At 31.6% G+C, this 13,900-nt stretch carries 11 protein-coding genes; 6 read left to right on the top strand and 5 right to left on the bottom strand.

Annotated features, from left to right (window positions below):
* Nucleotides 1–71: 71 nt before the first annotated feature.
* Nucleotides 72–2,441, bottom strand: a complete 2,370-nt coding sequence (locus tag DK441_RS19030; RefSeq protein WP_109852085.1) for an outer membrane beta-barrel family protein — start codon at nt 2,439–2,441, stop codon at nt 72–74.
* 489 nt (nt 2,442–2,930) lie between these two features.
* Between DK441_RS19030 and DK441_RS19025 the strand changes: the two genes are divergently transcribed.
* Together DK441_RS19025 and DK441_RS27285 are read left to right on the top strand one after the other, a co-directional pair.
* Nucleotides 2,931–3,836: a sterol desaturase family protein gene (locus DK441_RS19025; protein ID WP_109852084.1), complete on the top strand. Its 906-nt coding sequence runs from the start codon at nt 2,931–2,933 to the stop codon at nt 3,834–3,836.
* 9 nt (nt 3,837–3,845) lie between these two features.
* On the top strand, nt 3,846–4,109 hold the full coding sequence (locus tag DK441_RS27285) for a helix-turn-helix domain-containing protein (protein ID WP_109852083.1): 264 nt from the start codon (nt 3,846–3,848) through the stop codon (nt 4,107–4,109).
* A gap of 91 nt (nt 4,110–4,200) precedes the next feature.
* On the opposite strand, the gene DK441_RS19015 is transcribed toward DK441_RS27285, so the two are convergent.
* From DK441_RS19015 to DK441_RS19000, 4 genes are all read right to left on the bottom strand, one after another.
* The gene (locus DK441_RS19015; protein WP_109852082.1) at nt 4,201–5,235 is read right to left on the bottom strand and encodes an NmrA family NAD(P)-binding protein; all 1,035 of its coding nucleotides are present in this window, start codon (nt 5,233–5,235) and stop codon (nt 4,201–4,203) included.
* A gap of 43 nt (nt 5,236–5,278) precedes the next feature.
* The gene (locus DK441_RS19010) at nt 5,279–5,683 is read right to left on the bottom strand and encodes a MarR family winged helix-turn-helix transcriptional regulator (RefSeq protein ID WP_132065845.1); all 405 of its coding nucleotides are present in this window, start codon (nt 5,681–5,683) and stop codon (nt 5,279–5,281) included.
* Nucleotides 5,684–5,796: 113 nt separating this feature from the next.
* On the bottom strand, nt 5,797–7,068 hold the full coding sequence (locus tag DK441_RS19005) for a nuclear transport factor 2 family protein (RefSeq protein ID WP_109852081.1): 1,272 nt from the start codon (nt 7,066–7,068) through the stop codon (nt 5,797–5,799).
* A 118-nt stretch (nt 7,069–7,186) separates the two neighbouring features.
* The gene (locus DK441_RS19000; RefSeq protein ID WP_074407966.1) at nt 7,187–8,071 is read right to left on the bottom strand and encodes an alpha/beta fold hydrolase; all 885 of its coding nucleotides are present in this window, start codon (nt 8,069–8,071) and stop codon (nt 7,187–7,189) included.
* 474 nt (nt 8,072–8,545) lie between these two features.
* Between DK441_RS19000 and DK441_RS18995 the strand changes: the two genes are divergently transcribed.
* The 4 genes from DK441_RS18995 to DK441_RS18980 all read left to right on the top strand — a co-directional run bounded on the left by DK441_RS18995 (nt 8,546) and on the right by DK441_RS18980 (nt 13,898).
* Entirely contained in the window at nt 8,546–8,851 is a 306-nt protein-coding gene (locus DK441_RS18995) for a hypothetical protein (protein WP_109852080.1), read from the top strand.
* 395 nt (nt 8,852–9,246) lie between these two features.
* The gene (locus DK441_RS18990) at nt 9,247–9,942 is read left to right on the top strand and encodes an ABC transporter ATP-binding protein (RefSeq protein WP_109852079.1); all 696 of its coding nucleotides are present in this window, start codon (nt 9,247–9,249) and stop codon (nt 9,940–9,942) included.
* Nucleotides 9,943–9,952: 10 nt separating this feature from the next.
* On the top strand, nt 9,953–12,454 hold the full coding sequence (locus DK441_RS18985) for a TonB-dependent receptor (RefSeq protein WP_109852078.1): 2,502 nt from the start codon (nt 9,953–9,955) through the stop codon (nt 12,452–12,454).
* 4 nt (nt 12,455–12,458) lie between these two features.
* On the top strand, nt 12,459–13,898 hold the full coding sequence (locus tag DK441_RS18980) for a DUF3526 domain-containing protein (RefSeq protein ID WP_109852077.1): 1,440 nt from the start codon (nt 12,459–12,461) through the stop codon (nt 13,896–13,898).
* Nucleotides 13,899–13,900: the final 2 nt, after the last annotated feature.

The following is a 13,900-nucleotide window of genomic DNA, read 5'->3' as shown; positions in this document are numbered from 1 at the left end:
TACAAAATACATTTTTAGTTTAAAGAAAAGCTGTTTAAAGTGTCTAATCCTTTAAACAGCTTTATTTTCGATTAATTAGTTTTTGCTCTGTTTTGTTCTTCTTCGTTTCCAGAATTACGTTGCTTAACTTTTATTTTTTTGTTACCAAAGCTATAGTTTAGACCAATCTTCACACTTCGGGTATCGAAATAATTATAGTATGTTTGGTCTATTCCGTTAGTTTTGGTGTTTACACTCGTTGCCTTACGCTTTAAAATATCGTTTACGGCTACTGTACAATTTAGTTTTTTGTCTAGTAACGAAAATTTTAATCCCAGGTCTAGACTCACCATTTCAGATATTGAAAAATACATCAATTTTTGTGGCGAGGCATAAATAAGTGTGGTTTCTGCTTGTATTGTTTTTGCTTCGTTTAAATGGAATGTATTTCTGTTATACAATTGAAAATTCCATCCACTTACTAATTCAGCGTCTAAATTAAATCCGTCTTTGTAGCGTGTATCCATTCTTGATACGGTTGCTTGGGTTGTTGTATTCCACCATTTTGTTGGATTGTATATAAAAGTTTCAGTTAACCCATAATTATAGGCTGTATAAAAATTGTCAAATGTTACTACTATTCTTTGTTGCGCTCCATCTTCTGCTTTAATAATGTTGAAATATCCATTATCTACATAACTTACAAATGCTTTACTGATCAGTTTTCCTTTGTAAATGTGCTTTAATTCTAAATTTTCAGAAATTTGTGGTTTTAAAAACGGGTTTCCTTCTTGATACGAAATAGGGTTAATATAAAAACGAAACGGATTTAAACGCTCAAAACTAGGACGTTGAATTCTTCTACTATAACTCAAATTAAACATATTTTTTCTACTAGGATTATACCCTAAAAATACTGATGGAAATAGTTTGTTATACGAATTGATATCGGTTTGATTGTTTGTTTTTGAAACTCCTTTTGTTCGAGTGTTTTCAAAACGAAGTCCGATTTTTGCTTGCCATTTTTCGCCTAATGGTTTAGACATATCTGCATATATTGCATTAATATTTTCAGAATACATAAACTCATTACTTTGTGTTGGATCAAAAATTGGGGTACCTGTAGTGTTGTTGTAAAATGCTACATCACTGTCTGTTTTTGTAATTGTGGTTTTAACTCCGTAAGAAAAATTAGCCCATTTGCTTGGGTGTTCAACATCTATTCTTCCGCTATAGTTTTTAATGTTTTGATTGGTGCTATTTTTCGCCTCAAAATAGCTTTGGTTTGTAATAAATTGTTCACTACTAAAACTCCTATTAGAAGAATTGTTGAAATTAAAGTAATCAACATCAATAGATAATTTTCTACCCAGCGTATCTAATTTTTGAATGTAATGAGCATTTATTGAGTGGTTTTTGTTTGTTGTCTCGGCGTTACCTTCATTAATAGTGTACGTTCCATTACCATCATTTGTAAGTGTTCTTCCTCCATCGTTTATACCTTTATCGTCAAACGAACTTGTGTATAAAATTCCGACAGTAGCGTTATTTGTTAAATTGTAATCTAAACCTAACCTGCCTGAAATCATATTTTCTTTATTTTTCATATCAAGATTTGATACGGTTGAAGCAGATGGGTAAATAATATCAAATTGATTAAATTGTGCTGTATGTCCTTTAGTTCCATTTAACGAAGCAATTAAACTTACTTTGTTTTTATTGTAGTTAAATGTGTTTCCAAAATTAAATAACGGATATGTTGCTTGGGTGTAAGAAGTTCTTAGTTGATTATTCCAGCTATTTTCTTTTGATTTTTTTAGAACAATATTAATAAGTCCACTATTGCCTTCTGCATCATATTTCGATGGAGGTGTTGTAATAACTTCAACATCTTTAATATCATCGGATGCAATGCTGTTTAAATAAGCCGTTAGTTCATTACCTGATAATTGTACAATTCTATCATTAACCATTACTCGTACATTTCCTTTCCCTACAATGGCTAATTTATCAGTATCTACATTTACACTTGGTGTAGCTTTTAGTGCATCAAGCGCGGTTCCTCCAGTACCAGCAACTGTATTTTCTACGTTAAAAACTAATCTATCTACTTTTTGTTGAATGAGTTTTTTACGTGCTGTAACTACGACTTCTTGTAGTTGTTGTCCTTCTTCTTCTAAAACGATTGTTCCCATATTAGATTGAGTAGGACTTATTTTTCGAGTGGTAAATCCAACAAAACTAATTTCTATATATATATTTTCTTTCTTTGGTTCGATAGAAAACTCTCCTTTTTCATCAGAAATCACCCCATTAATTAGTGCATTATCAGTTGCACTTTTTGCAACCACATTGGCAAATAGAATAGGTTGGTTTTGTTTGTCGATTATTTTTCCTGTAAAAGTCTGTCCAAAACTAATTGAACAAATAAAAGCGATTAAAAATGTAGTTATGATTTTCATAGGGTATAATATTTCAAGATTAATAATACCCCAAAAGTATTTTGAGAATGCAGTTTTTGAAATAGCTATGCAATGAATTGAGGAAAAAATGAAATGAATTAGGGGAAATAAAAAAGGTAAGTAGTCAATAGCCAGTGATTGATTTTGTTAAATAACAAACCCAAAGTCAAGATTAATAAGATCTATAGATCTGAAGAAGTATCACCCTGGAGTAAGAGATTTAGAACCTATCACTATTTAATAGATTTGATACAGCCACTAATAACTGGAAAGATCTTGACTATCTAACATGTATGATTATATGAATTAAAAATTCAAAAATAAAGAAAAATGCAAAGTTTAAACCACTTCATTAATACTATTGAAAAAACACTAAAAGTATACTGTTTCCCCCTAAAACAAAAAGTAAAATTGTACCGTGATACTAACTAAAAATAGTAATTTTATCTACCCAATTATCACACCATTTTTAATACAAAAAAAATCATTATGGACTTAACATCATTGGTAGGTAAACTTGAAATGTCCTACATGCCTGTCCTTTTTACAATAATTATTATAGACTTCCTTTTTTTACTTTTTAAAGGTCTAGCAAAAAGAAAAAAAGAAAGTGCAATGAATGTAGCAAACTACTTATTGGGAGTGATTCCTTATTTTGCTATTTTTTTTGTACTACAGTTCAAAGTCATCTTCTGGGTATATGAAAACCTTCGGATTTGGGAATTACCTAATACCTGGTACGTATTCATCTTAGCATTTGTCGTTTACGATTTATCTTGGTGGTTTATACATTATCTGGGTCATAATGTAAGGTTTTTTTGGTGCATTCACGGAGTTCATCATACTCCTGAAGATATGAATATGAGTGTATCGATTAGAGGATCTTTTTTTGATTTTATTTCCTCTCCACACATTATTATCTGGTTGCCTGTTTTCGGTTTTCATCCTTTGTTAATTTATATCGTTGACATGATTGCGAGGATATATGGAGTATTTACACATGCCAATGACAAATACTTCAAACATACTCCACTGATGGATAAAATATTTATTACTCCACATTTACATAGAGTGCATCATTCTAGAAATCATTTATATCTAGACACTAATTATTCAAACATGTTTTCTTTTTGGGATAGATTATTTAGAACCTATCAAGAAGAAATCCCACAAGAAAAACCTGTATATGGTGTTATGGACAGAGATATTGACAGTCAAAATCTAGTATCAACGCAGTTAAAAATGTGGGTTGATTTATATCATGATATGAAATCTGCTCCTAACTGGATAGATAAGGTCAAATATCTATACAAGCCACCAGGGTGGAACCATCTTGACACTGGAGAAATGGCAGTAGATTTGAGAAAAGAAGCTATAAAAAAACACAAAATTTAATATTCTCGTATTTCTAAAAAGTTAAACATTAATAGCCAAGTATTTAATAAAGTTTTAAAAAATAAGGGAATACTTCTTTCTGAGATTATTTACAATTATAGGATTAATCATTTTTTAAGCAAATTACAGTCTAACCAAGATGAGACTCATACACATACTTTTTTGGTAGAAGATAATGGATTTAAATCTCGGGCAACATTTTATAGAATATTTAAAAAGAATATGAACATGTCACCTACAAAATATAAAGAACAGATTATAAAAAATTCTTGAATTATTATCTATTCTAAATAAAAGCTTTATCGCGTGTTTCAGTTCCTATAATAAATATACGTTTGTTTAAATATTTGATAAACTCGTTATTTTACTTATGCGTTAGTTTCCACTCTTCAGAATCCATACAGAATGAGGTATTTTTAAAATTAGGAAAGCCTTGTTCTTTCTCATACTTTTTCATATCCCAGGTTTTTGTAAATACTACTTTGATCATAAATCGTATCGCTTTTAACTTGTTCTTAAAAGTCTGTTTAGCTTCTGGCATGGTCGAAAGGTATTTTTGTGCTATCGTTAGAAAATCATCTGCTTCTTTACCCGTAATATTCTTGACAATGCTATTGGGAGCATTAAAACCAAAAGTTCCTTTATGTGCCTCTTCGACATAATATGCAACTACTTGCGAAGCATCTCGCTGTGGATAACCGTAAGCCCGTAGTACTTTATACATCATAGTATTAGACATCTTTATAGCTTTTACCTTTCTACCTACTACCGTACCGATAATATTTGCCATTTGTTGAGCATTCAATACTGCTTTTCCTGTCACTCGATAGGTTTTATTTATATGCGCCGAGGGGTCTTTGAGAATGTGTGCAGCGACCAGACCTATATCTTCATTAGAGGGTGGTGCATTTTCTCCAAAGTCTGGTAACATACCAAATTGAGTAAGCGGAGCTGGTGTCATAAAATACACAAAAGCAAACAAGCCAGGATTTAATACTGTTAATTTTGTATGTTTTAATCTGCCAAATATTTGATCTACTAACCAATGTTCTTTGGTATAGATTGAAGGATGTCTATTTGATGAAGTCCATTGTGTTAAAAGAACTACATGCTCGATTTCTAATTCTTCTAAAACCGTTGCAAATGTGGCTCCTTGAAATAATACATTAGGATAGGTAGGTACAAAATATGCGCGTCGAATTCCACTCAAAGCTCTTCTAACATCTCTTATATCTTCTATGTCTCCGACAAAGATTTCTGCTCCCATTTTTTTAAGTTCTTGAACTTTCTCACTATTTGGATTTCTTACAAATGCTCTAACCTCGACACCTAAGTTCAATACTTCTTTTGCTGTTGTAAATCCCGTGTGGCCGTTTGCGGCCGTTACTAATATTTTCATTTACCTAAAGTTGTATATACAAGTTAATTATTAAAAAAAAGGATTACTTAAACCCTTTTTCAAAAGCAGAGAATGCTTTTACAGATTTTTCTCCTAACATTTCATGTACTTCATCCATAGCATTCTCCCAATTGGGTAATACTTCTTTCACCTTTTTTACTCCTAATTTTGTTAAAGCGATTGATGGGCGGTTTACTGCTCCTGTTTTTATAACATATTTTTGATTCATTAGCCTGACTAAAATTCGAGTTAATGATGAAGTCTCAAAATTTAATATACCAGCAATTACATGTTGTTCTGATTCTCCCATCTTATACAATGCCAACATTATACTTAACTGACTTTGTGTAACTCCCTTATCCTTTAAATGCTTACGGTAAATGTTATCTATTCTTCGAGAAAGACCATTTATTCTTGCTCCTAAGCATTGTTCTATTTCGTACTTCATATCTACAAATATATAAATTTGAATTGTATATACAAGTTGTAAAATAATTATGCCTTGATATTTTAAATTTGAATACATGAATTCTCTAATTTCTGTAGATAAATGTATTAAGTTTATTGTTTGTAATTTTCATAATCACTTATGTCCTTATTTTGCCATAAAAGATTAATAATATTCCATTCATTATTTGTTTTTACAAGATGAAGGTATTCGACCCAATTATCCGAAATCAATTTAACGTTTGCAATTTGGTTATAGATATCCAGGATGATTGCTTTATTGTTTGGTTTTGGAGGAAATCTGGTACCTGATTTATTCCAGGACTTGGCAAATTCGATCATTTGCTTATAAGTAGTCTCGTGTATGATTTCCTTTTTGTTTTCTGAATTGAATCCAAAACTTCTTTTAGCTAAATCAGGGTGAAATACCTTTTTCATCAGTTTTGGTTTTAGTTCTTGCAATGCTATTAAATAGCCTAATGATATATTTTTGATTTCTAATGAATCTTTTTGAGTTACAGGGGCGGCTAAATTAATATCATCTCTAGAAGGAAATTTAATCTTAGCTATTGATTTATTGGCATTATCATATACGTTTAGAGTGATTAAGTTTCCTTTTTCGTCGTATTCTTTTTTTCCGACCGCAAAATCAGAACTATTGTTGATCAATTCTCCTTTGGCATTATGGTATGAGAACTCTATATGGTTTCCGTTTTTATCGTATGCATCTCTATATGATGCAATACCAGAAGAGTTTTCTTTAACCATAAGGTTACCATCTAAATTAAAAGTTTCATTTGGAAAATTGTTGTTATCATATAAAATACCTGTAACTCCGAAATCAAAATAAGGAGCAATATTAACCAATGAATCATTTAAATTATATCGTTTTTCAATAACTAACTTTTCATTTTTTTCCCAAGAATATCTAGTTACTTTACAATTTGATTCCATAGGTTCGTTTTTCAGATCGAAAAAATGAAGTGCATATTTAAATCCATTTTTATTATAATGAAATACTTCTTTATATACATCTCTGTCGTTTACTGTGCGATTACCGATTTTATCAAAATAGATACAAGTCTGCATATTGTTTTCATACTCAAAAATAGTTTTATAGGCTCCTATGGTGTTTAAAAAATGATCTTCATGAAAACTATAATCATGGTTTATAATTTCTATAAGTTGTTTAGCATCATTATACTTAAAAATGTAATGAGCAGTATTTTTTGCTTCGGCAGAACTTATTTCATGTATACCCATATATGGGATATGTGGCGAAACATGATTGTACCTTAATTGCCTATAATACTTTTCGGTTACCGCATTTTGAGCAACAACAGTTAAGGTGACAAATAAGCATAATAATGTATTTATTGATCTCATAATTTCTATGTTTTACAAATCTTTTATCTTACTATAAGATAGACATTTACCTTTTATGCAATTTTAATTTATGATTAAATTTCTAGACAAAAATTGAAGCTTCTATTGATGATGTATATCATTGTTGTGCTTTATTAAAAAACTCCTTAATTGAGCAATAGACCAAATCGGGAGCTTCTATTTGAGGGTAGTGACCAATGTTCGCTAATTCAACTACTTTGGCATTACGTATTCTTTCTATATATTTTTTAACTACAGGTAATCCAGAAACAGGATCGGCAATGCCATTAATTAATTTTTGTGGAATAATTGTTTTTTCGAGCATATCGACCCAATGCTTTCCATACTGTTTACGCTCAGAAATATAATGTAAAAGTTTACCCATAATTTGTTTTCCATTATTGTAATTAATTAATATCCAGAGTTCTTTTATTTCTTCTTTAGTAGGTTTTGTGTTTTTACCAAAAAGAATTGAAAAATTCTTTTCAAACTTTTTCTCATTAAATAATCTAAGTACTAGCACGCTAAGAGGTGATACTAATATTTTCTGAATTGAAGTTGGTTTATGAAGTTCTGGAAAAAGAGCACTATTTAACCAAATAATTTTCTCTACAGTAAAACCGAGTATACCCATATTTGCATGAACCAATACCTCTTGACCTACAATAGCTCCATAATTATGAGCAATCATCTTTATGTTCTTTATTTCTAATTCTGTTAACAAGCAATTTATCATTTCGGTTTGGTCAGCAATTTTATAATCATAGTTTCGAGGTTTATCAGAAAACCCAAATCCTAAAAAATCGGGACTTATAAGTCTATACTTATAGCTAAGTTGTTCCCAAATTTTGTGGTAATCATAAGAAGATGTCGGGTAGCCATGTAGCAATAGAACTACATCTTTTTCACTCTCTTTGGTATCCTTATAGAAGATTTTATTCCCTTTGTAAGTAAAATAATTTCCCTCACTTTTCCATTTTGATAAGTTCCCAGGTAAAACCATATCTTATAATTTCTAAATTCTTCTAAACTCTTTTTTTGATACTTATCGATATTCTATTTCTATTCTCTAAATGCTTAAAATAACTGAGTACTTTTTACATGATGTACCTTCTATTTGCAGCAACAAATACCATTGGGGGAAGCAAAAAATATTTATCAGATTGATATAATGCTTTTTACGAATATACAAATTCAACTTGTATATACAATTAAAATAAATCTAATTATAAATTCTTTAACTTTATTATGAACAAGTATTAGCATACCATAAAAAAATTATCAGTTCTATAATCCAATTAAATTTTTAAATCAAATAAAGGTTATAAAGAGCTTATCTTAAGAAGTTATTTATGGTTTTGTAAAGTAACTATACTCATTTTTAGAACCAGATCTCTATTGTGCTATTTCTAACCTTCCAAATAATTTAGAATTCTTTAACATTTTATATACATATTATTTGGTAGGTTTGTCTGTTATGAAAATTGGGGATTTAAAAAATTACATTACCTATATTTTTATTGTCATTTTCCTTTCTCTGAAAGTGGCAGGCTTGCATGTACTTACTCATAATGATGATGGTATAGAACATTGTGAAGTTTGTGATCTCGTTTCAATAACCAATTTTACTCCGGCTGCTGTTAATGACACCAACCAAAACTATGTAAGTAGCACTTTTGAGTTCTATACTCAAAAAAATGTAATAAGTCACTACAACTTCATTTATAGTAGTGATGTAAGTATTACAAATCTATTTTCGAGACCTCCTCCTTTTTTAGCATAGTTATTATACTCTATTTTCATTTTTAACGATTAAACTCTTTCTTTTAAGCGATTACTCATCAGGTTTTATGCTTGCGAAATTTTCTTAAATCAATGAAATGGCGTTACCTATAAATGCCAATTCTCATAGCCTTAAAAGATAATTCGGTTTATGTTTTCATAAGCTTTGACTTTCTTCTGTTACTCATGTTTTTAGGATCTAAAACTTAACGACTTTCAATTTTAAGTACTCTAATTTAGGCTGTAATCACATATAACCACAAGGTTATAAATATTTTGATATAAGGAATGGTTATTCTCTTATTTAAAATCTCAGTTTAATTACTACTACTTAAAATTATACCTCTATTAATTAATGTGATCTCTTTTTAGAGATACAATAATACTTTAAACACAATGCTTAGAGCAAAAAACTTGTCAAAAACCTATAACGGAAAAAAAGCAGTAAACAATGTTTCTTTTCAAGTAGAACAAGGTTCTATATTCTGCCTCCTTGGTCAAAATGGAGCAGGAAAAACCACAACTATTAATCTATTTCTTGGTTTTATAAAACCCGATAGTGGGCAAATTTTAATCGATAATGAAGAGATTGAATCCAATACTACTTCTATAAAGAAAAAAACAGCCTATATCCCAGAGACAGTTCAGCTATATGGGAACTTATCAGGAATAGAAAATTTAGATTTTTTCAGTCGCTTGGCTGGGTATAAATATCCACAAGAAAAACTACAGGAATTTTTAGCTAAGGCTGGATTACAGGAAGAAGCGCATCTACAACATCTCTCTACTTATTCTAAAGGAATGCGTCAAAAAGTGGGTATTGCGGTTGCCATTGCCAAAAATGCTGATGTAATTTTTATGGACGAACCCACATCTGGTCTTGATCCTAAAGCATCGGCCGAATTTACTACAACTTGCAAAGAACTCGCTAAAGAAGGTAAAACCATATTCATGGCCACACATGATATATTCAACGCGGTACATGTAGGTACTACTATTGGAATCATGAAAGAAGGTTCCCTTGTTCAACAGATTAAAACAAGTGGTATTGATGCCAACCAACTAAAAGAACTCTATTTAGAAACCATTTAAAAATTACCCCATGAAAAAAGAAGTTTTAATTATTTTATTTGCCATTATTTGTCAGCAAAGTTTTTCTCAAATCAATATTAAAGGCAAAATTATTGACGAAAAACAAAATATCATTCCCGGTGCTACTATTTCCTTTGATATTGAAGAAAAAAAAGAAGGAACTATTTCTAATGAAAACGGAGAATTCAACTTTATTTTGCAAAAAACAGGAACTTATGAAGTTAAGATAAGTTATGTTGGTTTTTATGCGATCACCAAGACCTATGATTTTCTAGAAAACAAAGAGTATGATCTTGGCACAATAACGCTAAAAGAAGATGTACTACAACTTCAAACCGTAGAAGTAGTAGGGCGTACAAAACGAGATTACAATAGTGACTATTCTTTTTCTGCGACCAAAATGGCTATTGCAAACAAAGAGCTACCACAGGCTATAGCTTCGGTAACCAAGGAGTTAATTGCCGACAGGCAGGCCTTTCACTTAGCAGATGCCGTAAAAGTTGTTAGTGGTGTTAGTCCATCTAGTTTTTATAATCAGTACAATATAAGAGGTATAAGCCAAAACGAAGAGGGACAGATCATTAATGGTATGCGTACTCGGCAATATTATTTCTTACAGCCACTTACTTCTAACATAGAAAGAGTAGAAGTTATAAAAGGACCTGCCAGTGCAACTTTTGCCAGTGTTGACCCAGGTGGAAGTATTAATATGGTTACTAAAAAACCTTTATCGGTAGATAGAAAAGAAGTGAGCTTGAGTGTGGGTAGTTTTAGTACTATGAGAGGGACCTTAGATTTTACCGGGCCACTTAACGAGTCAAAAACATTGCTATATCGTATTAACGGAGCCTACCAAACAGCGCAATCTTACCGTGATTTAGTAAGTAATAAATCTATCTTAATATCGCCATCCTTCAGTTATATCCCTAACAAAAAAACTGCTATCAATGCAGAGTTTATTTTCAATAACATGAATGGTAATCTAGACCGTGGCCAACCTATTTTTGGTGCTGTAGCTGGTCAAACCAATCTTAATAGCACACCGATAAGCCTTAATTTAGGAGCTTCCAGCGATTTCTTCAAATCAAAAGAAGTAATCATTATGGGGAACCTTTCTCATAAATTTAGTCCTAATATTACTTTTAACACCTCTTATATGAAACAAACCTGGACAGAAGATTTACAGGAGCATCGTACTACAAATACATTTGCTGTAGATATTGCGAACGAGCCTATTCCTAGTTTGGTCGCTATGCGATTTGTACAACGAAAGCAATTTTGGAGTATTGATAATGTGAACAGTTATTTCAATTTTGATTTCAAAACAGGATCAATAGATCACAAATTATTGGTTGGGTATGATTTGCACTACTGGAAAAAACTTAAAGGAGGTGGTCAAAACTCGGCAAGAGGTTATGTGCGGAATGATGGTAGTATTACCAGGTCTTTTGAACTAGAAAATGCATCAGATTATCAAACCATTACTATTGGGGGGAATACATTGCCCAAACCCAATGTCAATCATTTTGACTTAGCAAATCCTTCATACACCATACAAAACATTCAAGATTATACCATTAACTCACGTATTGCGGTTCCTTCTGCATTAACCATGAGTAATGCCGTATATATTCAGGAGCAGTTAAAATGGAATAAGTTCTCTCTATTATTGAGTTTAAGAAATGAGTGGTTTGAGGACATAACTCATTATAAAGCAACCAATGAATCTTCTTTCACAAACCAAAGACTTCTTCCTAGAATAGGTATAACCTATTCTGTAAATGATAATATTAACGTATATGGGACGTATCTAGAGGGTTTCCAACCTCAATCTAACACTGTTACCCTACTGCCAAGTACAGGTCAGTTTTTTTGGGCCGATGAATCGGCTTCACGATTCAAGCCTTTGATTTCTGATTTAAAAGAAGTAGGAATGAAAGCTGATTTATTTAATAAAAAGATAACAATGAACATGGCTTTCTACGAAATTAATCAGGAAAACATTCTAATGAGTGCCAATGATCCTTCGCAACCTGATTTGTTGGTACAACGTGGAGCCGACCGAAGTAGAGGATTTGAATGGGATATGGCGGGCTACTTACTTCCCAATTGGCAAATAAATGCTTCTTACAGTTATATCGATGCCGTTATCGTAACCGATGCTGATGCCACTTTGAACGGTGCCAGAAAAGAGAACGTACCAAAACATAGTGCAAATCTGTGGACACGTTACAACTTCAACAATGGTTCTATATTAAGAGATTTGGGCATTGGGTTTGGCGTACAACATCAAGGAAGTAAAGTACCCTGGTTTACACGTGATTTTGAAGTACCTGCCTTTACCATTTTTGATGCAGCACTGTATTATACTCCTACAAAAAGTAATCTACAGGTAGCTGTAAATGTGGGTAATTTATTCGATGAAACATATTGGTTGGGCGCACAAACATATACGCGTTTGTTTCCTGGAGCTCCTAGAAATATAACGCTTACAACAACTTATAAATTTTAAATCTATGAGAAGGTCAGTAATCATATTATTCGCCAAACAATTATGGCAAACCACCTTTAGATCCAAAGTATTGCATATTACTATGGTTTTGGTGATTGTTTTAATTGCATTTGCTGCTTATAGCGGGTGGGATAATTACAATACTCAAAACCGTATTCGTAATTTTTATCAGGAAGAAGCCAGGCATAGCTGGGAGAGTAACCCAGATAAGCACCCACATCGTATGGCGCACTACGGATCCTTTGCTTTTCGTTTAAAACACAAACTAAGTCTGTTTGATTTTGGAATGGAAAATTATACAGGGAATGCTGTTTTTTTAGAAGCTCATAAACAAAATACAATAAATTTCTCTGAAGCAAGCCTTTCTACAGGCTTGCTTCGCTTTGGAGAAGTAAGTTTGGCTATGTTGTTAAAAATCATTTTTCCATTACTTATTTTTTATTTAGGATTTGGAGCTTTAGCTAGTGAAAGGGAAAATAATACCCTAAAAATAATGATTAATCAAGGAGCAACCTGGTCAGAAATATTTTTTGGTAAATCTCTTGGGTTAATGAGTCTTGCCATGTTTTTCTTTATTCCTGTAATTATAATTACTCTGTTATTCATGTTTTTGGCAGAAGGCAATCCGATAACATCTTCTGAATTACTACGGTATTTTATATTGATATTGAGTTATGTACTGTTTTTTGGTATTATTAGTGGTATTACCATTCTAATTTCTGCGATGAGTAAAACTGCTAAAGATTCTTTGATAAAACTCTTAGGAATCTGGCTCTTCTTTATCATTATACTTCCTAAAACACTTCAAGCTTTTGGACATTACCTTTACCCTACTCCTTCAAAAATAGAATTCGAATCTATTGTAGAAAATGATTTGATAAAAGAAGGAGATAGTCACAATCCAGATGATATTCATTATAAAGCTATTAAAGATTCTGTACTCCTGGCAAATAATGTTGAATCTGTAGACCAATTACCTTTTAACTATGGAGGTTTTATTATGAGTCAAAGTGAAAAAATTAGTGCTTCAATTTACAGTCAGCATTTAAATAATTTATTGATTACATATAAAAGACAAAATGCCATCGAAAGGTTCTCTGCTTTACTCAACCCATATACAGCAATAAAACATATTTCTATGGCTTTTTCGGGAACTGATTTTGCTTCCTATATTAATTTCCAGCATCAGGCAGAACGCTATCGTTATCAACTTGCGCAAGAAATGAATTCGTTACAAATGAAATTCATTCCAAACAAAAAAACAGATACCCCAAGTATTATAGACAAGAGTCATTGGGAAGCGTTTCCTGATTTCAAATATGATCATTTACCTGTATTATCTATTCTGAAAAACGAGGCGCTATCCATTTTCTCTTTAATTCTTTGGAGTATTCTTTCAGTTATAATCATAAAAAAAATATCTAAAAAAACAAAAGTCTTATAACT

The sequence above is a fragment of the Aquimarina sp. AU58 genome, from assembly GCF_900312745.1.
In the GTDB taxonomy this organism is placed as follows: domain Bacteria; phylum Bacteroidota; class Bacteroidia; order Flavobacteriales; family Flavobacteriaceae; genus Aquimarina; species Aquimarina spinulae.
The sequence above is the reverse complement of the archived record's forward strand: the minus strand, read 5'-3'. Positions and strand labels throughout refer to the sequence as shown.

Coding starts and splice junctions, on each gene's coding strand:
- DK441_RS19025 (WP_109852084.1), top strand. CDS start 2,931: ATGGACTTAACATCATTGGTAGGTAAACTTGAAATGTCCTACATGCCT.
- DK441_RS18985 (WP_109852078.1), top strand. CDS start 9,953: ATGAAAAAAGAAGTTTTAATTATTTTATTTGCCATTATTTGTCAGCAA.
- DK441_RS19030 (WP_109852085.1), bottom strand. CDS start 2,441: ATGAAAATCATAACTACATTTTTAATCGCTTTTATTTGTTCAATTAGT.
- DK441_RS19005 (WP_109852081.1), bottom strand. CDS start 7,068: ATGAGATCAATAAATACATTATTATGCTTATTTGTCACCTTAACTGTT.
- DK441_RS18990 (WP_109852079.1), top strand. CDS start 9,247: ATGCTTAGAGCAAAAAACTTGTCAAAAACCTATAACGGAAAAAAAGCA.
- DK441_RS18980 (WP_109852077.1), top strand. CDS start 12,459: ATGAGAAGGTCAGTAATCATATTATTCGCCAAACAATTATGGCAAACC.
- DK441_RS18995 (WP_109852080.1), top strand. CDS start 8,546: ATGAAAATTGGGGATTTAAAAAATTACATTACCTATATTTTTATTGTC.
- DK441_RS19010 (WP_132065845.1), bottom strand. CDS start 5,683: ATGAAGTACGAAATAGAACAATGCTTAGGAGCAAGAATAAATGGTCTT.
- DK441_RS19015 (WP_109852082.1), bottom strand. CDS start 5,235: ATGAAAATATTAGTAACGGCCGCAAACGGCCACACGGGATTTACAACA.
- DK441_RS19000 (WP_074407966.1), bottom strand. CDS start 8,071: ATGGTTTTACCTGGGAACTTATCAAAATGGAAAAGTGAGGGAAATTAT.